Origin of the sequence: Paenibacillus beijingensis (assembly GCF_000961095.1) — a bacterium.
GTDB classification, from domain to species: Bacteria; Bacillota; Bacilli; order Paenibacillales; family Paenibacillaceae; genus Paenibacillus_O; species Paenibacillus_O beijingensis.
In genome coordinates this window covers 4604030-4628221 of record NZ_CP011058.1, presented here as the reverse complement: position 1 = coordinate 4628221, position 24192 = coordinate 4604030, and the positions used below count along the sequence as shown (strand labels likewise).

The 24192-nt window shown below is 52.9% G+C and carries 27 protein-coding genes; all 27 read right to left on the bottom strand.

Annotated elements, in window-relative coordinates:
• Nucleotides 1-32 precede the first annotated feature (32 nt).
• The 27 genes from VN24_RS20950 to flgB all read right to left on the bottom strand — a co-directional run bounded on the left by VN24_RS20950 (nt 33) and on the right by flgB (nt 24010).
• A complete protein-coding gene (locus VN24_RS20950) occupies nt 33-1370 on the bottom strand; it encodes a protein-glutamate methylesterase/protein-glutamine glutaminase (RefSeq protein ID WP_045672012.1) in 1338 nt (445 codons plus the stop codon).
• A gap of 28 nt (nt 1371-1398) precedes the next feature.
• On the bottom strand, nt 1399-2274 hold the full coding sequence (locus VN24_RS20945; RefSeq protein WP_045672011.1) for a MinD/ParA family protein: 876 nt from the start codon (nt 2272-2274) through the stop codon (nt 1399-1401).
• Nucleotides 2267-3706 carry a flagellar biosynthesis GTPase FlhF gene (gene flhF / locus VN24_RS20940; RefSeq protein ID WP_045672010.1) on the bottom strand — a complete coding sequence of 480 codons (1440 nt, stop codon included), beginning with the start codon at nt 3704-3706 and terminating at the stop codon, nt 2267-2269. The genes VN24_RS20945 and flhF overlap by 8 nt, the downstream gene beginning before the upstream one ends.
• Nucleotides 3703-5736, bottom strand: a complete 2034-nt coding sequence (gene flhA, locus VN24_RS20935; RefSeq protein ID WP_045672009.1) for a flagellar biosynthesis protein FlhA — start codon at nt 5734-5736, stop codon at nt 3703-3705. The genes flhF and flhA overlap by 4 nt, the downstream gene beginning before the upstream one ends.
• A 19-nt stretch (nt 5737-5755) precedes the next feature.
• Nucleotides 5756-6853, bottom strand: a complete 1098-nt coding sequence (gene flhB / locus VN24_RS20930) for a flagellar biosynthesis protein FlhB (RefSeq protein ID WP_045672008.1) — start codon at nt 6851-6853, stop codon at nt 5756-5758.
• 52 nt (nt 6854-6905) lie between these two features.
• Nucleotides 6906-7703: a flagellar biosynthetic protein FliR gene (fliR, locus tag VN24_RS20925; protein WP_045672007.1), complete on the bottom strand. Its 798-nt coding sequence runs from the start codon at nt 7701-7703 to the stop codon at nt 6906-6908.
• Between the two features lie 11 nt (nt 7704-7714).
• Nucleotides 7715-7984 (bottom strand): flagellar biosynthesis protein FliQ, encoded by a 270-nt coding sequence (fliQ, locus tag VN24_RS20920; RefSeq protein ID WP_045672006.1) that lies wholly within the window; start codon nt 7982-7984, stop codon nt 7715-7717.
• A gap of 27 nt (nt 7985-8011) precedes the next feature.
• Nucleotides 8012-8767, bottom strand: coding sequence for a flagellar type III secretion system pore protein FliP (gene fliP, locus VN24_RS20915; protein WP_045672005.1), 756 nt, complete (start codon nt 8765-8767; stop codon nt 8012-8014).
• Between the two features lie 8 nt (nt 8768-8775).
• Nucleotides 8776-9441, bottom strand: a complete 666-nt coding sequence (locus VN24_RS20910) for a flagellar biosynthetic protein FliO (protein ID WP_045672004.1) — start codon at nt 9439-9441, stop codon at nt 8776-8778.
• Nucleotides 9416-9778 carry a response regulator gene (locus VN24_RS20905; protein WP_045672003.1) on the bottom strand — a complete coding sequence of 121 codons (363 nt, stop codon included), beginning with the start codon at nt 9776-9778 and terminating at the stop codon, nt 9416-9418. Before VN24_RS20905 ends, VN24_RS20910 begins: the two co-directional genes overlap by 26 nt.
• A 24-nt stretch (nt 9779-9802) precedes the next feature.
• The gene (fliY, locus tag VN24_RS20900; protein ID WP_045672002.1) at nt 9803-11158 is read right to left on the bottom strand and encodes a flagellar motor switch phosphatase FliY; all 1356 of its coding nucleotides are present in this window, start codon (nt 11156-11158) and stop codon (nt 9803-9805) included.
• Entirely contained in the window at nt 11148-12149 is a 1002-nt protein-coding gene (gene fliM / locus VN24_RS20895; RefSeq protein WP_045672001.1) for a flagellar motor switch protein FliM, read from the bottom strand. The genes fliY and fliM overlap by 11 nt, the downstream gene beginning before the upstream one ends.
• Before the next feature lie 132 nt (nt 12150-12281).
• Nucleotides 12282-12749 (bottom strand): flagellar basal body-associated FliL family protein, encoded by a 468-nt coding sequence (locus VN24_RS20890; RefSeq protein WP_045672000.1) that lies wholly within the window; start codon nt 12747-12749, stop codon nt 12282-12284.
• Nucleotides 12746-12973: a flagellar FlbD family protein gene (locus VN24_RS20885; protein WP_045671999.1), complete on the bottom strand. Its 228-nt coding sequence runs from the start codon at nt 12971-12973 to the stop codon at nt 12746-12748. Before VN24_RS20885 ends, VN24_RS20890 begins: the two co-directional genes overlap by 4 nt.
• Before the next feature lie 185 nt (nt 12974-13158).
• Nucleotides 13159-13974, bottom strand: a complete 816-nt coding sequence (locus VN24_RS20880; protein ID WP_045671998.1) for a flagellar hook-basal body complex protein — start codon at nt 13972-13974, stop codon at nt 13159-13161.
• A 99-nt stretch (nt 13975-14073) separates the two neighbouring features.
• A complete protein-coding gene (locus tag VN24_RS20875; protein ID WP_045671997.1) occupies nt 14074-14442 on the bottom strand; it encodes a TIGR02530 family flagellar biosynthesis protein in 369 nt (122 codons plus the stop codon).
• A 1-nt stretch (nt 14443) separates the two neighbouring features.
• The gene (locus VN24_RS20870; RefSeq protein ID WP_045671996.1) at nt 14444-14932 is read right to left on the bottom strand and encodes a flagellar hook capping FlgD N-terminal domain-containing protein; all 489 of its coding nucleotides are present in this window, start codon (nt 14930-14932) and stop codon (nt 14444-14446) included.
• A 47-nt stretch (nt 14933-14979) separates the two neighbouring features.
• Nucleotides 14980-16560, bottom strand: a complete 1581-nt coding sequence (locus tag VN24_RS20865) for a flagellar hook-length control protein FliK (protein WP_045671995.1) — start codon at nt 16558-16560, stop codon at nt 14980-14982.
• Nucleotides 16561-16584: 24 nt separating this feature from the next.
• Complete coding sequence (locus VN24_RS20860; RefSeq protein WP_238590945.1) at nt 16585-17478, bottom strand: magnesium transporter MgtE N-terminal domain-containing protein; 894 nt, start codon at nt 17476-17478, stop codon at nt 16585-16587.
• 107 nt (nt 17479-17585) lie between these two features.
• Nucleotides 17586-18032, bottom strand: a complete 447-nt coding sequence (fliJ, locus tag VN24_RS20855) for a flagellar export protein FliJ (RefSeq protein ID WP_045671993.1) — start codon at nt 18030-18032, stop codon at nt 17586-17588.
• A gap of 9 nt (nt 18033-18041) precedes the next feature.
• Nucleotides 18042-19367 (bottom strand): flagellar protein export ATPase FliI, encoded by a 1326-nt coding sequence (gene fliI, locus VN24_RS20850; RefSeq protein WP_045671992.1) that lies wholly within the window; start codon nt 19365-19367, stop codon nt 18042-18044.
• On the bottom strand, nt 19357-20187 hold the full coding sequence (locus VN24_RS20845) for a FliH/SctL family protein (protein ID WP_045671991.1): 831 nt from the start codon (nt 20185-20187) through the stop codon (nt 19357-19359). Before VN24_RS20845 ends, fliI begins: the two co-directional genes overlap by 11 nt.
• Complete coding sequence (gene fliG, locus VN24_RS20840) at nt 20180-21184, bottom strand: flagellar motor switch protein FliG (protein ID WP_045673531.1); 1005 nt, start codon at nt 21182-21184, stop codon at nt 20180-20182. The genes VN24_RS20845 and fliG overlap by 8 nt, the downstream gene beginning before the upstream one ends.
• A 20-nt stretch (nt 21185-21204) precedes the next feature.
• On the bottom strand, nt 21205-22779 hold the full coding sequence (gene fliF / locus VN24_RS20835; RefSeq protein ID WP_045671990.1) for a flagellar basal-body MS-ring/collar protein FliF: 1575 nt from the start codon (nt 22777-22779) through the stop codon (nt 21205-21207).
• Between the two features lie 38 nt (nt 22780-22817).
• Complete coding sequence (gene fliE, locus VN24_RS20830) at nt 22818-23123, bottom strand: flagellar hook-basal body complex protein FliE (protein ID WP_045671989.1); 306 nt, start codon at nt 23121-23123, stop codon at nt 22818-22820.
• Nucleotides 23124-23146: 23 nt separating this feature from the next.
• Nucleotides 23147-23593: a flagellar basal body rod protein FlgC gene (gene flgC, locus VN24_RS20825; protein ID WP_045671988.1), complete on the bottom strand. Its 447-nt coding sequence runs from the start codon at nt 23591-23593 to the stop codon at nt 23147-23149.
• A 3-nt stretch (nt 23594-23596) separates the two neighbouring features.
• On the bottom strand, nt 23597-24010 hold the full coding sequence (flgB, locus tag VN24_RS20820) for a flagellar basal body rod protein FlgB (protein WP_045671987.1): 414 nt from the start codon (nt 24008-24010) through the stop codon (nt 23597-23599).
• Nucleotides 24011-24192 lie beyond the last annotated feature (182 nt).

Below are 24192 nucleotides of genomic sequence, written 5' to 3'. Positions count from 1 at the left end.
CCTGATAAGCCAGAAATGGCTGTTTCATCTTTTTATGGCTTCGTAACTTCGTTGATCAGCCGCTCGGCAATCCGGTGAAGCGGCAGCACGGCCTTTGCGCTTCCGTTTTCAACCGCGCAGCGGGGCATTCCGTATACAATACACGTTTCCTCCGCTTCGGCGATCGTAACGGCCGGGCCGCTAGCCGCGAGTTCCTTCATTCCTTGTGCGCCGTCGCTGCCCATGCCGGTCATAATGACCGCAATCCGCTGCAGCTCCGGATGAGGAATAAGCGACCGGAACAAAACATCGACCGACGGTCGGTGTCCGCAAACGGCATCCTCGTTCGTCAGCGATATATAATAGCCGAGCGAATCGCGTCCGAGCTTCAGATGGCTTCCTCCTGGCGCAATATATACCGTTCCGGCCGCGAGCCGTTCTCCATGCTCGGCTTCCGTGACACATAGTTTGCTGAAAGAATCAAGACGCTGGGCAAGAGAACGGGTAAACCGCGGCGGCATATGCTGGACGACAAGAACGGGTGCCGGCAAATCTTCCGGCAGTGCTGTAATGACATTATGTAACGCTCTCGGTCCACCGGTAGACGTGCCGATTGCAATCAGATGCTGGAACGTTTGCCGCTGAACTTCAAACTTTGCAGGACCGGGAACGGAAATGCCCGCCTTTACGTCCGCATGCTCCGGAACACCGGGATTGGAACAATGACTGGTATTCGGCGCTTGCTCCGTCCTCCCTTCGACTCCCATCCGGTTAGCCGATGAAGGCCGGGATGACCGCTCATTGACATCGGGTATCTGTTCGGGCGGACCGGACTCCCTCTTGCCGGACCGGGGAAGTTCTTGCGGTTTATTCGCCGATTTCCCGCTCCCGGAATCAAGAGATCCGGGCTTTGAGCGAGCCGTTTTGCCTTCGCCATGTTCGATGTTGTTTGCCGGAGGCGCACTGCCCGTCTTCAACGCTAAGGAGAAACGTTTGCGGGTCTGGACGGCAATTTTAAGCTTTTCGAGCAGCTGACAGCCGATTTGCAACATATCCATCGAAACAGACGGCTTGCGCATAAAATCAAACGCCCCGAACTGAAGCGCAGCAATCGTCTGGCGGGTGTTGTCCTCGCTGATCCCGGAAAACATAATAACCGGAAGCGGACTCGAATCCATGATCTTCTGCAGTGCTTCCAGACCGTTCATTTCCGGCATTTCCAAATCCATCGTGATGGCATCGGGCTTCCATTCCGCTGCGGCCAAGACCGCTTCAGTTCCGGTAGCGGCAGTCGCCACAACGGTAAAATCGGGATCGGCGTTAATTAAATCCGAAATGATTTTGCGCATAAAAGGCGAATCGTCTACGACGACAATGCGATAAGGAGACACGTGATTCTCCCTCCGTTCTAAACAAGGATTATTTGATCAGTCTGAACATACGTTGCACAAATCCTCTAACGCCCCCATGCGCGGCAGCCGCCGCAGCGGGAGCATTCAGAAACCGGTTCGCAATCTCTTCAACGCCTTTCACCGCTTCCCCGGATGGAAAAGCAACCGAGAACGGGATCTGCTTCTTCACCGATTTGCCTACGAGAGGATCGTCGGCAACGATTCCGAGCGTCTGCAGATCCACGTTCAAAAACCGTTTCACCGCCATAACCATTTTATCGGCCGTTTGCGCACCTTCTTTCCGGTCACCGGCCCGATTGACGATCAATTTGAACTCGGCGCCGATTTTCATCGCGCTTACCATCTTAATGAGCGCATACGCATCGGTGATCGATGTCGGCTCCGGAGTGGTGACGACGAACGTTTCCTGCGCGGCCGCAATAAATTTCACCGTTTCCTTGGACAATCCCGCTCCCGTATCGAACAGAATGACGTCGTACAAACCGTAAAGCTTTGCAATTTCAGATTCGAAATAGTTTAGCTGGCCTTCGCTGAGCTGCAGCAAATCGCTCAGTCCGGATCCGCCGGAAATAAAATGCAGTCCCTGCGGACCGAGCTGAACGATGTCCCAAATCGTTTTCTCCTGCCGGAGCAGATGATAGAGCGAGTGCTTTGCCGTCACGCCCATCAGCACATCGATGTTCGCCATTCCGATATCCGCGTCGAACAGAAGCACTTTGCGTCCCATCTTATGCAGCGTCAACGCAAAATTAAGACTGAAATTCGATTTGCCTACGCCGCCTTTGCCGCTCGTAACGGTTACGATGCGGGTCTGCCGCTCATGGCTGGCCGGTTCGTGCCGTTTGCGGACTAAGTTGCGAAGCGCCTCGGCCTGATCATTCATCCGCAGCATCTCCCAGCAGCCGTTCGATATACGACGCGGCACGGAACGGTTCGATATCGTCCGGCACCGTTTGGCCGAACCCGATATAGGTCGGCATCATGCCCTGCTCCATGGCAAGGTTTAAAATCGCACCGTATTGGCTCGTTTCATCCATCTTGGTGAACACCACTTTGCGCACGCCATGCCGGATAAAGGGCTGGGCTACGTCAGCCATATCTTTCGATTTGCCGGTAAGACTGAGAACGAGAAGCGTTTCGCTATCCTGCTCAAAGCTCAGCAGACTGCTCACTTCGGAAACATGAAGCTCGCTCCTGTAATTGCGGCCCGCCGTATCCATAAAGATCAGATCTCGATCTTCTAATTGGCGGAACGCGCGGGAGGCTTCTGCGGGAGAAAACACAACCTCAAGCGGTACGTTTAAAATATTGGCGTAGGTACGCAGCTGGTCGACGGCGGCGATGCGGTACGTGTCCGAAGTGACGAAGCCGACTTTGCGGCCCTGCTTCAAAATTTGCTCCGCGGCCAGCTTGGCGATCGTCGTCGTCTTGCCGACGCCGGTGGGACCGACAAAGTGAATCGTCCTGATGTTCGCTGCGATCCCTCCGGCTGTTAAAGGCTCCAGCCATTCGGTCAACATTCCGCCTGCAAGCTGCCAAATTTCCCTTCTGCTGCCGGCTGCCTCCCCGAACAGGTGATGGGCCTGCAGCTCCTCAAGCAGCCGGCTGACCAAATCGGCCGACACTTCCTGCTGCAGCAATCTCTCCCGCAGCGCCTGCAGATTGTCCGGCAGCGCCTGCTCGGCATACTGCCTCGTTAACTGCCGGATCCAGCTTTTCATATCCCGGATCTCGCTCAGCAGCTGCTCCTCTTTCTCTCCCGCCACCGGAAAGTTGTCTTCTTCGGACGCCGTTTTCTCTGCAGGTACCGGATCCACCGAAACGGACGCCTGTTTGGCGGCGGTGTAATACGCCGACGCCGCGGCAGGCGGCACGGCCCGCGGACCTGGTACTTCCAGCGTCGCAACAGCGTCCCGTGACGTAGTCACGGCCTGCTTGATGGAACCATGAGCGCCGCTTATCGATGTTGGTCCCTGTGTGTTACTCACCGCTGTCGGCGCGTACGCGGTACTCGTCGCTGCTGCGCTCCGTGCGTGTATCGGCGCTGCTCCGCCCTGTTCGTTACTCCATCCTGCAGTCTTTCGTGAGGGCGGGGTGAACGAAGGCGCAGGCGCTCTTTCCGGAGCCGGTTCTTTGGCAGCACCGCCGGACTCGACAGCGGCAATCACTTCCATCTTTTTCTTTCCGAACAGTCCCAGAAAGCCGCCTACTTTGATTTCCTTCGTATTGAGAATGACCGCTTCCTTGCCCAGCTCGCTGCGGATCATCGGCAACGCGTCCGGAACCTTATTGACGATATACCGTTTTACTCTCATAAATTCACCACCCCGATGCTCTGCACTTCAATGCTGGGCTCCAGCTCACTGTAGGACAACACGGGCACGTCCTGCATCGTACGTTCGACGATTTGCCGCAAATACATCCGAATCGCGGGAGAAGCGAGGACGACCGGCTGCTGTCCGGATTGAATTTGACGGTTCACCTGCTCGCTCAGTTTCTGATAAATTTGCTGGGTCGAGACGGGATCGAGCGTCAAATAGCTGCCTTGGTCCGATTGCTGCACCGATTCGGCAATACGCTTCTCCAGCGCCGGGCCCACCGTTATGACGCGCATCGCGCTGCCTTCCGTCGCATACTGCTGCGTAATTTGGCGCGACAAAGCTTGTCTTACATATTCCGTCAGCACATCGGTATCTTTCGTATAAGGGCCGTGATCGGCAAGCGACTCGAAAATCGTTACCAGGTCACGGATCGAAATTTTTTCTTTCAAAAGCTTAGCCAGCACTTTCTGCACATCGCCGACCGTCATGACGGACGGAATCAATTCTTCCACAAGCGCCGGATACGACTCCCGCACATTGTCGATCAGCGCCTTCGTTTCCTGGCGTCCGATCAGCTCGTAAGCGTGTCGCTTGATCGTTTCCGTCAAATGGGTGGCGACGACCGACGGCGGGTCGACGACCGTATAGCCGGACAGTTCGGCGCGTTCCTTCGTCTGCTCGTCGATCCAAATCGCCGGAAGCCCGAACGCAGGCTCAAGCGTCTCGATCCCGACGATCGTATCGTCCTCGAAGCCGGGGCTCATCGCCAAATAATGATTCAGCAGCAAATCGCCGCGCCCGACCGTATTGCCTCTAATTTTGATGACGTATTCGCTCGGTTTCAATTGAATGTTGTCCCGGATCCGGATGACCGGAACGACGAGTCCAAGCTCGAGCGCGCACTGCCGCCGGATCATAATGATCCGATCCAGCAGATCGCCGCCCTGCTGGGTATCCGCGAGCGGAATTAAACCGTAGCCGAATTCGAACTCGATCGGATCGACCTGCAGCAGGCTAATGACGCTTTCCGGGCTCCGCACCTCTTCGATCTCCTGCTCCTCGACCATCAGATCCGCCTCCTGCCGGCGTTTATCGAGGGACGACTGCATTTTCCATGCGGCAAACGCCAGGATGCCGGCAATCGGGATCGTACGCACAGGGCCAATCGGCGTAAAGACGCCGAGCAGTGCGATCGTTCCCGAGACGATGTAGAGCAGCTTGGGAAACCGGAACAATTGCGAGGTCACATCGTGGGCCAGATTGCCCTCCGATGCGGCGCGGGTCACGATCAATCCCGCTGCAGTCGAAATAAGCAGTGCCGGAATCTGGCTCACCAATCCGTCGCCGATCGTAAGGATCGAATAGGTGCTGAGCGATTCGCCGAAGCCCATTCCATGAATGGCCATGCCGATAATAAATCCGCCGACCAGGTTAATGATCAGAATAATGATGGCCGCTACCGCGTCGCCTTTGACGAATTTGCTCGCACCGTCCATCGAGCCGTAGAAGTCGGCTTCACGCTCAATTTTCGCACGGCGGTCGCGGGCTTGGGATTCATTGATGAGCCCGGCGTTCAAATCGGCATCGATGCTCATCTGTTTGCCCGGCATGGCGTCAAGCGTAAACCTTGCGGCGACTTCGGCCACCCGCTCCGATCCTTTCGTAATGACGATAAACTGCACGACAACGAGAATGAGAAAGACGACGAACCCGATCGCGATTTCCCCGCCGGCCACCCAGCTGCCGAACGTGGCAACGACCTCTCCGGCTTCATGCTTGGAGAGAATATTCCGTGTCGTCGACACATTCAGCGCCAGCCGGAACAGCGTCGTTATGAGCAGCAATGCCGGAAAGATGGAAAATTCAAGGGCATCGTTCGTATTCATTGCGATCAGGAGGATCATAAGGGCGGCCGATATATTGATGACAAGCAGCACGTCCATCAAAAAGGTTGGGACGGGTATTACCATCATCAGCACGATGCCGATAATACCGATCAAAATAAATAAGTCCCTTGGTTTCATGATGCAACCCCCGATAAACTCAAGATGATTTCGTGCGGCCTTTCAGTTTATATACATAAGCCAGCACTTCCGCCACGGCTTGAAACAACTCGGCGGGAATGCTGTCCCCGATTTCCGTCCGGTCGTACAGCGCACGGGCAAGCGGCTTGTTTTCCATCGTCACAATTCCGTTTTCTTTGGCAATTTCTTTGATCCGCTGCGCCACATAATCCATTCCTTTGGCGAGAATAACCGGTGCTTCCATTTTGGACGAATCATATTTGAGCGCGACGGCGAAGTGGGTCGGGTTTGTAATGACAACGTCGGCCTTCGGGATCTCCTGCATCATGCGCTGCAGCGCCATCCGTTTCTGGCGTTCGCGTATTTTCCCTTTAATGAGCGGATTACCTTCGGTCTTAATGAATTCGTCTTTAATATCCTGCTTGGACATCCGCAAACTTTTTTCATATTCATACCGCTGATAAATATAATCGCCCACCGCCAGTATAAAGAGGACGGCGGCAAACTCGATTCCGAGCTGCAGCGTCAACCGGGCGGTGAACAGAAACAGCTCTTCAACCGGAACGTTGCCCAGCGTCAAAATCCGGTCCCATTCTTTCCAAATGGTAAAGAACAATATCAATCCGACAACCGTAAGCTTCAGCAAGCTTTTCAACAGTTCCACGAGGGAACGCAGCGAAAAAATGTGTTTAAAACCGGTCAGCGGGTTCAATTTGCTGAGCTTCGGCTTTAACGGCTCTCCGGTAAGCAGAAACCCGATCTGCACATAATACGACGCAATAGCGGTTAAAACCGCAATGGCGAACACAGGTGCGAGCATAATGATGATCTGCATCGTGACGGAATTAAAGAGGGACATTACATTGCCGCTGGACAAATCCATCGTCAGCCAATCCTGCAGCAGACCGCCGAATAAATAGTAGAGCCGCTCCTTATAGTAGCCTCCAAGCGCCAAAAAACTGAGAAAAACGAAGAGGATAATTAATGCTCCCGGCAGCTCTTGCGTCTTGGAAACTTGACCTTTTTTGCGGGCCTCATCCCTTTTTTTCGGGGTTGCGGGCTCCGTTTTTTCTTGATTGAACAGCTGCAGATTCAGCGGATAACGATAAGCGCCCACGGGAACCCTCCTAAAGTTTTTGCGTAAGCAAAAACACTTCGTGAGATTAGGCTTAAGGTCCGCCTGCCCGGGACGGCTGAATAGAGACGACCAGCTCGTCCAGCGCATGAAACAGAACCGAAAACAATTTGTCAAACAGCAGGCCGAGCGTCGGCATGAGCAGGATCAGCATAATCATCCCGACTAAAATTTTGAGCGGCGCGCCGATGACAAACACATTGTACTGCGGAGCCGTCCGTGCCAGAAATCCGAGCCCGACATCGGTCAAAAACATGGCGACCATAATCGGCGCGGACAGCTGCAGGGCGAGCAGAAACGATTGCGAGAAGAACCGGATTAGAATGCCGCTTACCGTACCGTTTCCTACAGCTGCGAACAATTCGCTCTGAAGCGGAATCCACTGGTAGCTTTCCATCAGCGCCTTCAGCAAATAATGATGGCCGTTCATGGAAAGAAAGACGAGCGCCAGCAGCATATACTTCAAATTGCCTGTGAGCGGCGAGGAAACACCGCTTAGCGGATCGATCACGTTCACCATCGAAAAACCGACCTGCATATCGATGAATGCGCCCGCGTAATGTACCACGGAAAAAAAGAGATAGACGACGTATCCGAGCAGCAGGCCGACCATAATTTCTTTGGCCACTTCAAGCAAATACGTTGCATCCGGAACGATCGATTGCTTCACCCCATAAACGAGAAACACAAGTACGGAAACGAAAAACCCGAGTCCGACTTTGAACGTCGCCGGCACAGAATTGGTGGAAAAAATCGGCGCGACGACGAAAAAAGCTGTTATTCGACAAAATATTAGCAAAAAAATAGGGAATCCGTTTAAAAGCAGTTCCATATACCTTCAGCCTATCCGATATATTTGTACATGTTGTTCAGCAGGTTGTATGTGAAATCAACAAGCGTGTTCAATATCCACGGTCCGAACAGCAAGATGGCAGCCAGCACCGCTACAATCTTCGGAACAAAAGCAAGCGTCTGCTCTTGAATTTGCGTCGTCGCCTGAAAAATGCTGACAATCAAACCGACGATCAGACCAAGGACCAGCATCGGCGCGCTCGCCTTCAATACGACGAATACCGCTTGCCCGGCCAGACCGATAATAAAATCCGCGCTCACATCCCGCTCCCCTTTCTATCGCCGGTCTTAAGTATTAAAGCTCAGCAGCAGCGACTTCACGACCAGATACCAGCCGTCTACCAATACGAACAGCAATATTTTGAACGGCAGCGAAATCATGACCGGCGGAAGCATCATCATCCCCATCGCCATTAACGTGCTGGCAACGACCATATCGATAATAAGAAACGGAATGAAAATCATAAAGCCCATCTGGAAAGCCGTCTTCAATTCGCTGATGGCGTAAGCCGGAACGAGTACGGTGATCGGAATGTCCTCGTACGATTTCGGCTTCTCGGTCTTCGTATAGTTCATGAACAGCAGCAGATCTTTTTCCCTTGTCTGGTTGAACATGAATTTCTTCATCGGAACCGCCGCCGCCTCGAGCGCCTGCGTCTGCGTCATCTCGCCTTTCAAGTACGGCTGAAGAGCCGCCTCATTCACCTGCGACAAAGTCGGCGTCATGACGAAAAAGGTTAAAAACATCGCCAGCCCGATCAGCACCTGGTTCGGCGGCGTCTGGTTCGTTCCGAGCGAGGTCCGCACAAATCCAAGCACGATGACGATCCGCGTAAAACTGGTCATCAGCACCAAAATGGCCGGAGCGACGCTAAGTACGGTGAGCAGCAGCAGGATGGAAAGCGCGCTTGTCCCGTTTTGGCCGTCCCCGCCGCCGACGCTGATGTCAATACTTGGAAGCGGATCCGCAGCAAACGCATGCGACTGGATCGTCAGCGCAGCTGCAGACAGCATCAAAAATAATAACATCCATTTTTTTTTCATTTTTCCATCTACCGATCACTTTGATTTGAATCTTTCCACATCATCTCCATCTCTTCCCGATGCTTGGCCTGCTGTTCCAGCTTTCGGTTCAGCACGATTTGAAAAGATGAAGCGTTCCGCATTTGGTCCTGTTCGGGATCGTTCTTACCTTTGCGATTGCGCAAATTGGCGATCCATTCCGTTAAGCCTGATGCTGCATTGCCGCCGGATGAAGACTGGTTCAGCGATTCCAACATCTGCTGTACCCCGGCAGGGTCCTCGATCTTGTCCAGTAGCGTAATCGTTTCCGCTACGCCGACGACGTAAAGCTTGCCTCCCGCCTCGACGATTTGCAGTGATTTGTTCTGGCCGAGCGCAACTCCCCCGTGAGAGCGCAGCGTGCGGTTCGTTCCCCACGCCTGGTTGCGCCGGGACAACCACTTAATTACCGCGAGAATGAGGGCGATGACGAGCGCAAGGGCGATGACGACCCAGATCAAGCTCCCGGCCATACTGCCGCCGCTAACATGCGGAGCGGTGCCATCGTTATCCGCAGTCCCGCTGCTGCCGCTCTCCGCGTATGCCGCTGCCGCCCCGATGAAGAGGGCCGGACAACAGCATAGCAAGATACGGGCAGCGATCCTTATAAAAGGATGTACGACCATTGCCTTAACCGAGCGTTTTCTTGATCGCATCGATAACCCGGTCCGCCTGGAACGGCTTCACGATAAAGTCTTTCGCACCCGCCTGAATGGCGTCAATGACCATCGCCTGCTGCCCCATGGCCGAACACATAATCACTTTTGCGCCGGCATCGATTTTCTTGATCTCTTTAAGCGCCGCGATGCCGTCCATCTCAGGCATCGTAATGTCCATCGTAATCAAGTCCGGCTTCAGTTCTTTATACTTCTCGATTGCATGCGAGCCGTCTTGGGCTTCACCGACAACCTCATATCCGTTTTTCGTTAAAATGTCGCGAATCATCATTCTCATGAAAGCTGCGTCGTCTACGATCAAAATGCGGTTTGCCATTGTAATTTCCTCCCTGGATGAAAGTTATTGGATTTTCGCAATGCGATCCCATTGGCTGACAATATCGGTAACCCTTACGCCGAAATTTTCATCGATAACGACCACTTCGCCTTTGGCGATCAGCTTGTTGTTGACAAGGATGTCGACCGGTTCGCCGGCAAGCTTGTCCAGTTCGATAATCGAACCTTGCGAAAGTTCAAGAATATCTTTAATTTGCTTCTGGGTGCGGCCTAATTCTACGGTTACTTTCAGCGGAATGTCGAGCAGCAAATTAAGATTCGTATCGTCGCCATGGGCAAAGGACCCGCCCTGAAAATTGGCGAATTGAACGGGCTGCACGTTTACGCTGCGGTTCACTGCATTACCGTATGTATTCGCGCCCGCAGGCTGCGAAGGCGCACCGCCAGGCATCTGCATCGGGACACCGTACGGCGGCTGCACTGGCAAACCAGACTGCGGATGCATCGGCATACCATGCTGCGGCTGCATCGGCACACCGTACGGCAGCTGTGGATCATTCGCTTGAGACTGCTGTTCCGGCGGCAGACCGCTGAAAGATACTTGCGGCTGCTCACTTATATCCGCTGCCGGTGCAGAAGCAAGAGCAGGCGGCTGCGGCGCAGAAGCTGGCTGCTCCGCATTGGAAGACGCCTTCGGCGCCGGTTCAGAATGGGGATCGGTTGACCCGCCTCCCATTAACGAATCCACCATCTGTTTGGCAAAGTCAACGGGCAGCAGCTGCATAATAGTCGAATCGATCAAATCGCCGACTTTGATCTTGAACGACACTTTAATAAACACGTCATCCGGCGGCAGCTGTCCGATGCCGTTCCCTTTCTCAATATCAAGAATGTCGATTCCCGGCGGCGAAATGTTGACGAGACGGTTAAAAATGGTCGACATGGACGTCGCCGACGAGCCCATCATCTGATTCATCGCTTCCTGCACGGCGCTGATATGAATTTCGTTCAGCTCGTCTCCGTTTGACACATTTCCTTCGCCGCCAAGCATCAAATCGGCGATGATTTGAGCGTCCATCGATTTGATGACGAGCGAGTTGATGCCCTGGAATCCTTCCACATAACTGACCGATACGGCAACATGCGGCCGCGGAAATTCGACATCCAGCTTATCTCGTTTGACTATAGTAACTTGAGGCGTCGTAATATCGACTTTTTTGCCCAGTAAAGTAGATAACGCCGTTGCGGCGCTGCCGAACGTAATGTTGCCTATTTCCCCCAGCGCATCCTGCTCGATGGGTGTCAGGTATGTGCCGATCTGCGAATCGGCCGCCGCCTCGCTTCCGGAATCGTTATCCTCCGAGGTTTGACGAAGCAGCGCGTCGATTTCTTCCTGGGATAAATAGTCTTTACTCATCATAATCTTCTTCCGCTCCTTCGCTTACAATCTCGTCAACCTGGATGGCAAGACGATCTTTGATTGAGCCGGGACTGCCGATAAATTTAAGCTTCTCGCCCACTTTGATCCGAAGTCCTTCGTCCACCCGCTTATTCAAGGAGATGACATCTCCCACCGCAAGATCAAGGAACTCACGCACAGAGAGGGTAGACTCGCCAAGCTCGGCGACAATCGGCAGCTTTGCTTTGTTCACCCGCTGCTCCAATATTTCAACTTCTCCCGGCGTACGGGATTTTTTTTGCGACACAAACCAGTGGTGCACCGACAGTCTCGGCATAATCGGTTCAATGACGACGTGCGGGATACATAAATTGATCATGCCCGTCGTATCGCCGATTTTGGTACTGAGGGATATGAGCGCGATCGTTTCGTTTGGCGACACGATTTGCATAAACTGCGGATTCGTTTCCAGCGCTTCCAGCCGCGGGGTCAAATCCGCAACCGTTTTCCACGCTTCCTGCAAGCTTTCAAACGTACGGCTGAATATTTTTTCCATGATGATCGTTTCGATTTCCGTCAGCGCATTGATTTTGGAAGGCGCGATCCCTTGTCCGCCGAGCATACGGTCCACCATGGCAAACGCGACATTCGGGTGCACCTCCAGTACCATCCGGCCTTCAAGCGGCTCCGCCTCGAAAATATTCAAAATCGTCATCTTCGGAATCGAGCGGATAAATTCGTCATATGGAAGCTGTTCAACCTGCACCACGTTGATTTGAACGAAGGTGCGCAGTTGAGCCGAGAAATAGGTCGTCAAGTATCGCGCGAAGTTTTCGTGAATGCGGGTCAGGCTCCGGATATGATCCTTCGAGAACCGAACGGCGCGTTTGAAATCATAGGCGCGGACTTTTTTCTGGGTTTCTTCCTTTTTCAGTTCCTCCGCATCCATTTCGCCGGAGGAAAGGGCCTCCAGCAGCGCATCGATTTCATTTTGCGACAAGACATCTACCACATCTCTCACCTCCTTAAGTTTTTGCGTAGCAAAAACACTTCGTAAGCATAAGCCCAGGTTTTGACGGAGTCAAAACCAGCTTCGTAAGCGTAAGCTAAGTTTTTGCGTAGCAAAAAAACTTCGTAAGCAATATTACATTTCCGTTAAAATAAAATCGGTAATATCGACCCGAACGAGCTTTCCTTCCGGCAAAGAACCGTTGATTTGCGTCAACAGCTTGGATTCCAGATCGTCCTGCCCTTTTGAGCCGTTAAGGCCTTCCGAGGAGGTGTCCGCGAGCGTCCGGTTAATAATCGGTTTTACGACGATATCTTTGATTTTATCGAACTCTTCTTTGGTCGATTTCTTGTCAAGCTGAAACGCAAAGCTGATGACGACAAGCTTGTCGTTATCTTTCAAATTGCGCTTAATATTTTCGAGCTGTGACGTAACTTCCAACCGTTTGTCGGCGCTGAGCGGTTTGGTCACGGCCGGACTCTGTTTGCCCGCTGTTTTCGCGGAAGAGTCGCCCAACATGGAATTAAACAAAAACACGGCTACAATGGCAATAAGCGATATGGCCAGCAAAGTCGTGATCAGCCAAGGCAGCATTTTTTTCATAACGAAGGTCCCTCCGAAATTCCGCTCTTCTGGGAAGCCGCATAAACGCCAATGGAACGGTGAAAATCAACGATAAGCGAAACGAGCTGCTGGGCTTTTTCCAGGACAACGATTTTTTTGCCGGTCGTCAAGGTGACGATCGTATCCGGCGTTTCTTCTATGAATTCAATCAGCAAAGCGTTAATGATAAATTTGGTTCCGTTCAAACGGGTAACCTCGACCATGTTCCCCCTCCTAAGTTTTTGCGACAGCAAAAACATAACCAAAAACAAAGCCGGACAGCCGCGATCAGAACGTTTACCGTCCATAATCAATCGATTCGTCCAAAATTGTTTCCGGGCCGGCGAAAGGCACAGCTTCCATGAATGATAATCTATCTGCTTACGCTGCGCCTTTGCAAACGGCTAACTTACCGCTTTAAATTGACGACTTCTTCCAATATGGAATCCGAGGTCGTAATAATGCGCGAATTGGCTTGGAAACCGCGCTGTGCGACGATCATCTCCGTAAATTCGCCCGTCAGATCGACGTTGGACATTTCAAGCTGTCCCGATACGACCGAACCGGTTCCGGTATCGGGATCCTCCGCCGTTCCGATCGCCAACTCGTCGACGTTTGAGTTTACGGTCGACCTGAACATATTGCCTCCAACCTTCTCAAGTCCGCCGGGATTAGGCACTTTGACAATTCCGATTTGAGCGATCGCGTCGCCGGTCGTTCCGTCTGTATTCACCGGAATGACCGAGCCGTCGGAGCTGATCGAGAACGAGTTGGCGTCCGCAAGCGAAATCGGTTCGCCGTCCGAGCTGAGCACAAGCGCTCCATCGGCCGTGACAAGCTGTTTTGCCGCATCGAGTGTAAAGTTGCCGGCCCGTGTTAAATAGAATCCTTCCTCCATGCCTGCAGGCCGGACGGCAAAATAACCGTCCCCGTCGATGCGGAGGTCAGTCGTTACGTTAGTCGTCATCGCACTGCCCGAGTTCTGGATCGTATCGATAGCGGCAACGGTAGCCCCCAAGCCAATCTGCTGCGCATTGCGTCCGCCTCTTACTCCATCTTCAGGCTGGGATACGCTGGAAACCGTCTGGCTCAAAATATCTTGGAACATGACGCGGCCGGACTTAAAACCGACGGTATTGACGTTTGCGATGTTATTGCCGATAACGTCAAGCTTCGTCTGGAAGCCTTTCATACCTGATACGCCTGAATACAGTGATCTCAACATCTCTTGTTAACCTCCTGAATGCTCCGGCTCTTCCCTTTAAGGCCGCTTCTGTCGGTCCACGGCCTGCAAGCCTCCAAGCTATTGGTCCGGCTTTTTTTATTAAGGAACGAAAACCGCGCTGTCGATTTGAGTGAACACATTGTCTTTCAATTGCGCCTTGTCCAAAGCGGTAATAACGGTACGGCTCGGAACATTTACAATCATGGCAAAATCTTTACCGACGATAAGCGAGTCTACGGCGCCTTTGGCAGCGGCTTGATCGACCGCCCTTCCAATGTTCAGGATCGTTTCCGGCTGCAGACGTATCCCCCGCTGCTGTATTCTCTGCTGGGCATGATGGCTGAATTTAAGAATGCAATCATCCAGATGCCGGCTGAAATCCGATGGCGTCTTGAGAGCCGGTTTTACCGTTCCCGCCGGTTTAGGCACGATCGGAAACATATGACCGACTTTGAAGCGATCGTCCATATTAAGGCGCCTCGCTCTCCCCGGCCGAATCGCTGCCGGATGTCGATGCTACCGAAACGAGTGAGACGGCATCGATCGGCACTTGTTCCCCGCCTGTAACGATATACTGCAAACCGTCCTTCAAAACGACGGAGTCAACGGTGCCGGTATAGGTGCCGAGTTCGGTCGATGTCGGGCTGCTGTAAGCCTGCCACTCTACCGTCTTGCCGATCAGGCTCGACGAGTTGCCCAAATCTTGTCCGGATAGCGACAACTGGTCGGATATATTCGTCAACTGTTCAACCGATGAAAATTGTGCAAGCTGAGCAATATATTCCGTATTGTTTGCGGGCTGCATCGGATCCTGATATTTGAGCTGGGCGACCAGCAGCTGGAGAAACGAATCTTTGCCAAGCTGCGAGTTATCTGACTTGACGGCCGATCCGTGCTTTGCGTTCTTTTGCGATACGTACGGATAAATGGCATTGCCGGAAACGGAACCGGTTGACATTCCTTATCACCCCCGTTCGTAGTATTACTGTCTAAATTGCAGCAGCTTTACGCCTTCACATTAATGGCGCGCCCGTAACCCAGATCGCCGCCAGCCGCCTGCTGGACAATTTCGGCTTCAAAGGGAGCTTCGATGTCGGCGTCCTTCTCCACTCGGCGAGCGCTGCCTCCCCGGCCGGACTGCTGCCCTCCGCCGCCTTGGCCTTGCTGTCCGAACGAAAGCTGCGTTTGCAGCTGACTTTGAGACACTTCCAAACGATCTACCTGCATGCCTTGGGTTTGCAGCGTCTGCCGGAGCTGGGCGAGCTGATTTTCCAAAGCGTCTTTCGCCAATGAGCTCTCCGTCACAAAAACAGCGGTAAGCTGTCCATTATGGATCGAAAGCTTTACATCCACTTGTCCCAAATGCTCGGGCGCAAGCGTCAGCTTCGCTTCGGAAACGCCGTTAATTATCGAAACATCAAACTTTTGTAAAATAAGGCCCGTCATCTTCTCATTAAATTGCTGTACGCTGACCGGGACCGGAATGACATCCGCTTTGACCGCATTGAACGGCTGCCGCTGGACGTCTGTTCCAAAAAACGTCGGAATATCGTCGTTTAATTGTTCCGCAGCCGGCAATTTATCCGCCGTTACGTCCGTTTCATGCGTCTTCTGCAGCACCGCCGCTACCGCCGCAGGCGCCGATTGGCTGCTTAGTCGCTTCAGCAATTGAGACGTGTCCGCCATACCGGATGCAAAACCGCCGTTCTGTGCTGACGGTGCTGCTGCTGTCTGAATACGCGGCGGCTCTTGACCGCCCGCCTCCAGCAGCTGCTGCAGCGATTGGAGCTGGACCGATACAAGTTCTGCCGGATTCTGATTATGTACCAGCTTCGAACCGAAGCCTTGTTGAAGCGCGGTTTGCAGTTGAAGAAGCGCATTATGCAGCGATTCCGAAACGGCTGCCGGCGTGCTTCCTAGGCCGGTTCCTTCACTCTGCCGCAATTGTGGAGACGAGTCCGGCAGCGGCTGCAGCTGCGCGAACGGAGTGCCGAGCAAAGCAAGCAAAGCTTCAATCTGCCCGGATGCCGACCCCAGCTTTTTTTCCGTTTCGCCCGATAACGGTTCAGTTCCCTCATGCAGTTTGTCCAGCAGCAAATCGATAAGGCCGGTCAAGTTTTCAAGCGCCGTTACATCGTCCGAAGGCTCCGGCTGAACGGCCGCCGCTCCCAGCTCGGCTGTTTCCTGGGCAAAAGGTCTATCCGTCTGCAATGCTGCTGTCAAAGCATCCGTGATTGTTCCGCCTCGCACGCCTGTCTGCACGACGCTTTGCGTAATGGCGGATGCGGCATCCGTTCCCCCTGCGGCAGCCGGTCGTTCCGCTGCGCCGTTATGGGCATCAGCTTCGATGTTCGCCGCTTTTCCGCTGCTGATCGCTTCATCGGAATTTTTGACTGCCGGGGTGTTTTCCGCAGATTTTCCGCTGCGGCTATTCGCCGGCGAACGATCGCTTGCTGTCGATGCTTTCGATAACGCTTGATCAAATGTGCCGCCGCCTTTGGCTGCCGAACCGGTCCTGCCGCTTGCTTTTGCCGATGGCGATGCTTTGGCTGACGGTGAAACCGCAGCTGTAATCGCTGGCTCCATTTTTTTCACCCCCTTTCGCGTATTTTATTTGCCGGGCAGAAGCTTGCTTACCAGCTGTGCGGTAATATCGTTGTTGATGTCCGACATTTGGGCCACGATAGAAGAGCGGACGCCGCTGTCTACGACATTCAAAATCCGCAACACTTTGCTTGGACTGACATCGGCCATTTTAATCAACAGCTCTGCTGCCGCCTCCGGATCCATTGAACCGAATGTCGTTTTCAATTGGTCAATGTCAAGCACGGTTTGCGTCGAAGAGCCTGCCGCTTCCTTCTGAAGGCGGGATTGAAGCGCTGCGATCTGCATATCTTTAGCCGATACGTTATCTTTCAGCTTCATGACGACATCGGCGGCGAGCTTCGGATCCATCTTCGCCATAATGCCGCTGCGGCTGTCGCTGCTCATGGAGTTCAGCACGAGCGCCGCTTCGTCCAAGGTCATATTTTGCAAAATCGGAGCCGCTTTGCTCGGAGTCATGTTCGCAAACATCCGGCTTAAATCCGCAATTTTCGCTTGATATTGTTCCTCGCTGAGCGCCTCTTCGTCGTTCATGCGGATGAGCTGGTCTATGCGGCTTTGCAGGTCTTTAATCGTGTCCTCCTGCTTCGTTTTCTCCCCTGCGGCCGCCGCCAGCTTGGACTGGGCGTCTTTCAGCTGGTTTTGCAGCGCCGCCAGCTTCGCCTCGTTTTCCTTTGCCGTATTGTCCGTTTTCGGAGCCGTTTCCGTATCCGCGCTCTGCGGAGGCGGCAGCAGCTTGGACAGTCCCGGCACCGAGCTGCCGACCTCAAGCATTTTGTTGCGCGTATTGCTGTTGAACAGCGCGAACAAAACCGCCAGCAAAATAATCGTAAACAAGATCGGAATTAGGAAAAACATGAGCCGCTCCATGCCGCTGTAGCCCTGCTTTTCCATCTCCATATTCGCCAATTTGACACCTCCTAAAGGTTTTGCCGGAGGCAAAACCACTTCGTAAGCATGAGCTTAGGTTTTGCCGGAGGCAAAACCACTTCGTTCCCGCGCGGCGGTTAAGGGGCAGGAACGGCAAACCGGATCGAAGCCATCTCGTCCAGCTCGTTTTGCTCCCTTGCCAGCATCTCTTTGCGGAAGCCGCTCAGCGCCTTTTCCTTCGTCTTCAGCCAAACTTTCTCATCGGTCATCCGGTCTGCGAGCCGGGAGCGGCTCGTCTCCACCTCGTGGGCGGCAAAACGGATTTCCCGGCATTTATCTTCGATACAGCTATGTAAATAATCGAGATAGCTCTGAATCGTCTGCAATTGAATGAGCGGGCTGCCTGCGCACGAAAGCTCTTCCAGACGTTTTTCCCAAGTATCGCGTTCCGTTTGAAGCCGGCTCAAGGTTTGTTCCTCTTCCTTTAACTTGCCGATCGCCGATGACAGCAGCCATTCCGCTTGGGTCGTTTCGCTTTTCTTTAAATCGACGATTTTCTGATAAGCATATTTAAATCCCGCCACCGTCTACAATCACCTCTTGTGGAAATCTATGATCAGACGCTGCTGCGCCTCTTCAAAACTGATCTTTTCCGTCGTTTTCTGTGTCGAATATTCCGTGATCGCCTTAATAAATTGCAGCGATTTATCAATTTCTTCATTCGATCCGCTCTGATACGCCCCAATATTGATCAAGTCTTCCGAACTTCTATAAACAGCAAGAAGTTTCTTGAACTCGGCGGCGGCCTCATGGTGATCTTCGGGAATAATCTCCTTCATCACCCGGCTGACCGAAGCGAGAATGTCGATCGCCGGAAAATGGCCTTTTTGCGCCAAATTCCGGCTCAACACGATGTGCCCGTCCAGAATACCGCGGACTGCGTCCGCAATCGGTTCGTTCATATCGTCGCCGTCGACCAGAACGGTATAAAAAGCGGTTATGGAGCCTGTCGGCCCCGTCCCGGCCCGCTCCAGCAGCTTCGGTAAATTGGCAAAAACGGACGGCGTATATCCGCGTGTGGCCGGCGGTTCACCGATGGCCAGTCCGACTTCCCGCTGCGCCATGGCGTAGCGTGTGACGGAATCCATCATCAGCATCACATTTAAGCCGCGGTCGCGGAAATATTCCGCAATCGAAGTGGCGATCAGCGCGCCTTTAATGCGAATAAGCGCCGGTTGATCCGAAGTCGCGACAACGACAACGGAACGGGCCAAGCCTTCCGGCCCCAAGTCTTTCTCGATGAACTCGAGCACTTCGCGCCCCCGTTCTCCGATGAGCGCGATCACATTAACATCGGCCGAGGTGTTGCGGGCGATCATGCCGAGCAGGGTACTTTTTCCAACTCCGGAGCCCGCAAAAATGCCGACCCGCTGGCCGCGTCCCACCGTCAGCAAGCCGTCGATTGCCCGCACCCCGATTCCAAGCGGTTCTTTTACCCGGGGGCGCAGCAGCGGATTTCCGGGAACTCCGTTCGTGGAGCAGTGCGGCATTCGGCTCGGGAGAAACGAACCGTCCAGCGGCTGTCCAAGACCGTCGAGCACTTTTCCGAGAAGCTCCGAACCGGCCTGAACGGTTAACGGCTTGCCAGTGCCGACAACATCGCATCCGGGCCCGATCGACTGCAAATCGCCAAACGGCATCAGGATAAGCCTGTTATCGCGGAACCCGACCACTTCCGCTTTCAATGGTTTGGCGCCCTTGCTCGGATAAATCAAACAAACGTCCCCGATTCCGGCGTCCGGGCCTTCGGATTCAACCGTCAATCCGATGACCTGCGTTACTTTGCCGTTAATCCTTATCGGATCGATCGGCTTCAAGTGCTCGATATATTTGGCGGCGTCAAGCGGCTTACGATTCATCCGAACGCCCCCGCTCGGTGATCTGAAGGGCCAGATGAATCAGTTCCCGCTTAATTTCCGACAATTGGGTATCGATTCGGGCATCGATACTGCCAAAGGAAGAACGAATGATACAGCCATGATCTTTAACGGTCGCATCGGGCAAAATTTGCAGCTCCGCCTGGGAATCGATGGCGAGACTCAGCTCCTCGCGGGCCGCCTGCACGAAACCGAGCTGTTCCGGGGAAACGCACAGCGCAATAACGCCCTGCTCTTTTCTGCGGGTTAATGACGTCCGGATCAGCTCTATCGCAATTTCGGGCGAAACCGTCAGCTGCCGGGCGATAATTTTTTCGGCAATCGCGGTGCTCAGCTCAAGCAGAAACGGCTCGGATTCCTGAATAATCTGATCTTTCATCAAATAGGCCGTTTCCAGAAGCGTCTTGGATTCCGCAAGGCGCTGCTCCCACTGCCGACTGGCTTCAAGGCGCGCCTGTGCAAGCCCATCGGCATAGCCGCTCTCATAGCCGGCTCTTCGCGCTTCTTCGGCGGCCTCTTCATCTTTCGCGCGCTGCAGCTCCCACCAGTTTTCGATTTCGTTTCTCGCCTCGGATGCCAGGCGCTCCGCCGCCTCTTCCGCTTCACGCAGACGTTCCTCCGCAACGTTCTGGGCATCGATCAATATTTGATCGCGCAGCGACAACGTTTCTTCGTCCGCCGTTTCCGGCGTCACGCTCCATAGATCTCCGCCGCCGATGGCCGCTTGCTGGCGATGAATCCACTCCAGCCTTTTGAGCGCATCCAGCGGGACGACATGCGAAGATTTAATCAAATTAGACAATGATATCATCTCCTCCGCCGCGGGCGATGATGATTTCACCGGATTCCTCCAGCCTGCGGATCGTAGCGACGATGCGCGTTTGCGCTTCCTCCACGTCACGCAGTCTGACAGGTCCCATAAACTCCATTTCCTCTTTGAACGTCTCGGCCATCCGCTTGGACATGTTGCGGAATATCGCTTCCCGCACCTCTTCGCTTGCCACTTTAAGCGCCAGCTGCAGATCGGCATTCTCGACATCGCGGATGATCCGCTGGATCGAACGATTGTCGATGTTAACGATGTCTTCAAATACAAACATCCGCTTTTTGATTTCCTCGGCCAGCTCGGGATCTTGAATTTCCAGGGAATCGAGTATCGTCCGCTCGGTACCACGGTCGACTCCGTTCAAAATTTGAACGATCGCATCGATGCCGCCCGCATTCGTGTAATCCTGGGTGACCGTTGCCGACAGCTTCTGTTCCAGCACACGCTCTACATGCGAAATAATTTCGGGAGACGTGCTGTCCATTAACGCGATCCGGCGCGCCACTTCCGCCTGTTTCTCCTGCGGGAGCGAGGAAAGGATTTGCGACGATTGATCCGGCTGCAAATAGGACAGTACAAGCGCAATCGTCTGCGCGTTTTCGTTCTGGATAAAGTTTAAAATTTGCGTCGGCTCCGCTTTCCGGGCGAAATCAAACGGGCGCACCTGCAGCGTCGCCGTCAAACGGCTAATAACCTCAAGCGCCTTTTCGTGTCCGAGCGCTTTCTCCAAAATATCTTTTGCATAGGCGATACCTCCTTGAGAGATATATTCCTGCGCCAGACAGATTTGGTGAAACTCGTTCATGATCGTATCCCGTTCCGTGCCGTCCACCTTGCGCACATTGGCGATTTCAAGAGTTAACTGCTCGATTTCCTCCTCTTGCAAATGCTTGAATATTTGGGCGGATACTTCAGGTCCAAGCGTAATGAGTAAAATCGCCGCTTTTTGCCGGCCTGACAATCCGTTCATCATTTTCGACACTATAACCCCCCCTATTCGTCAACAAGCCATGTACGGAGAAGGTTGACGAACTCTTCCGGTTTTCGCTTGGCCAATGTTTCCAGATTTTTGCGGACTTGACTTTCGTTGTTGATGCTTTCCAGATCAATGGACGGATACTCCACTTTGGCCGGCATTTCTTCTTCCGCCGCAAGCTGATCTTGCCGCTTCTTGCGCCTTCTTAGAACGATGATCAAAATCCCGCTGACGAGTGCAAGCGCCGCTGCTCCGATGCCCGCCAGCCATGCGGTTGAAAGTCCGGAATTGATCGGCCCGCCGCTATCCGAGACGAACGTTTGACCGATTACGGCCACTTTTTTCGCAATGAGCGAATCGTTTGTTACATCCTGCCCGGAATCGATGAGCTGCGAGCGTACCAAAGAATTTAAATAATTGCTGATTTGAAGTTGGGTTTCCGGGGTTAATACATTATTAGATACCCCGATGCTCACACTTAAGTCTTTTACAACATAGGGGCCGGATACGATCGTATTTTTAATTTTGTTATAATCGTAGTTCGTCGTCCGCGAGTTGCTTTCGGCCGTCGCGCCTCCGTTCGAGTTGTTCGCCACGTAACCCGGGACGTCCGTTGCGCCCGTGCCTGCAACGCCCCCCGCAGTGCTGCTGGTGCCCTCCGAACTGGAGGACTGGGTTTGCTCGCTCAAGATAATGCCGTTGTTATTGTTGTTGTCGAGCGGCTTTACAAGCTGTTCGTCCGTTTGCTTTTGGTCAAAGTTAAGACTGCTGGATACGCTGATTACCAGGTTGTCGGATCCGACCATTGGTCCGAGAAACTGCTCGATGTTACGTCGCAGATCGCTTTCGTATTTGCGCTGAATCTGGAACTGGTTATCGACGGACTGGGTGTTTGGAGCATTCCCGCCCGCTTTCGGGGAAGGCGCCAATTCGCCTTGCGGCGTCGAAATGGTGATGTCTTCCACGCTCAAATTCGGAATCGACGTTTTGACGAGATTGAAATAGCCGTCGATTTCGTCCTGTGATGGTCTATATCCGGGCTTGAACGTAATCATGACGGAAGCCGAAGCGCCGGCCTGCTCTTCCGTGGAAGCAAATACGCTCTCCTTCGGCAGATTGACGACGACCTTCGATCTCTGCACGCCTTGCATCTCATTCAACAATTGCTGAATTTCACCGTCCAGCGCATTGCGGTATTTCACATTAAATTCATTGTCGGTCATCCCGAATTGGGACGAACTTTGATTAAAGGCTTCAAATCCGATGGATCCGTTTTGCACCAATCCTTGCGAACCTGCTTCCACCTTTACGCGGTCCGCAACCGCACTCGGTACGGAGATGCTTGTTCCTGAGTTTTCCAGCTTGTACGCAATACCGTTCTCATCCAAGTAACTCATAATAGCGGCCGCATCCGTTGTGTCCAAGCTTTGGAAGGCCAATTCGTATTGCGTCCGGGAAAAAACATAGGTGAGCAAAATGATGGTCAGAAGCAGAATCCCTACCGTCGCTCCGAGCCAAACCTTTTGCTTTTTTCCCATTTGCGTCCAATATCGCGTCAACCTTTCACGATACCGGCTAATCGTCTCGTTCACATTGTCACCTCATCAATAGGGCTAGACCTGGAGTCAAACTACATTTGCGTCCGCATAATTTCCTGGTAAGCTTCAATTACCCGGTTGCGAACTTGAGAGGTGAGCTTCAAACTGAGCTCGGCTTGCTGCGATGCGACCATGACATCGGTAACCTCTGCTTGGCCGACTAAAAATTTATCGTTCAAATTATGTACATTCTTCTCCTGCGCACTGACACCGTCGATCGCATTTTTCAAAAACTCCCCGAACGACCGGGTTAACCCCGCAGCCGAATCCGGGACTTTATTACTCGCAGCGGCAGCAGCCGGCTGCGTGAAATTTGAAAGCGCCGCTCCCTGAATCATCATTTATCTTCCTCTCTATTCGTTTATTTTCCAATTTCAAGCGCTTTGACAAACATCGCTTTCGTCGCATTCAACGCGGTTACATTCGCTTCATAAGAACGCGAAGCCGAGATCATATCAACCATTTCTTTTGTCACATCCACATTAGGCATTCGGACATATCCGTCCGCGTTTGCATCGGGACTTGCCGGATTATAAACAAGCTTGAAGGGCGACTGGTCTTCGATGATTTTGACTGCTTTTACGCCGCCGGCGCTGTTTTTCCCTAATTCATTGTTCAGCACATCGGAAAATTTGTTCGCAATAGGTTCCATCACAACCATCTTTCGTTTGTAGGGCTGAAACTCCCCATTCACGTAAGAGGCGCGGGTCGTCTCCGAGTTCGCAATGTTAGAAGAAATAACGTCCATGCGCAGACGCTGTGCGGTCAAAGCCGAAGCACTGATGTCGAAGCCGTTCGTCAGTTTCATGAATTACGCACTCCCGTCGATTGCCGTTTTCATCATTTTAATATCGTGATTGACTTGCTCCGTATACAAGTTGTACCTGAGCTGATTTTTGGCAAGCAGCGTCATCTCACGGTCAATATCAACATTGCTGCCGTTATTGTTCATAATGGAATCCGCGTCGGTTACGAATTGCATACCCGGAATCTGGTTCGTTGGACCGATTACAAAGTGCCTGCTATTCGTTCGAAAACCCGACAATGGTTTCGTTTCGCCTCCCCCTATCGATGCGCTCAATAAGTCCTCAAACATAATATCCGACCGTTTGAAGTTCGGCGTGTCCGCATTCGCGATATTGTCCGAGATTACTTGCTGCCTCGTTTCGGCCGCTTTGAGAGCCCCGTGCAGACGGCTGAATGCAGCGCCGTTCAACAAATTCAAGATTGTTCACCAACTTTCTCCATAAATCAGTACGTACAGTATTCAACAGATTTCCATTCATTCCTCCTTCACTCGACAAAATAGATATAAATTTTGGTGAAAATGTGTCGATTTTTGGTAACAAATTCATCTTCCTAAATTTTCTAGTTCAAGACAATAAGAAATAAGCCCTATCTTTTCAC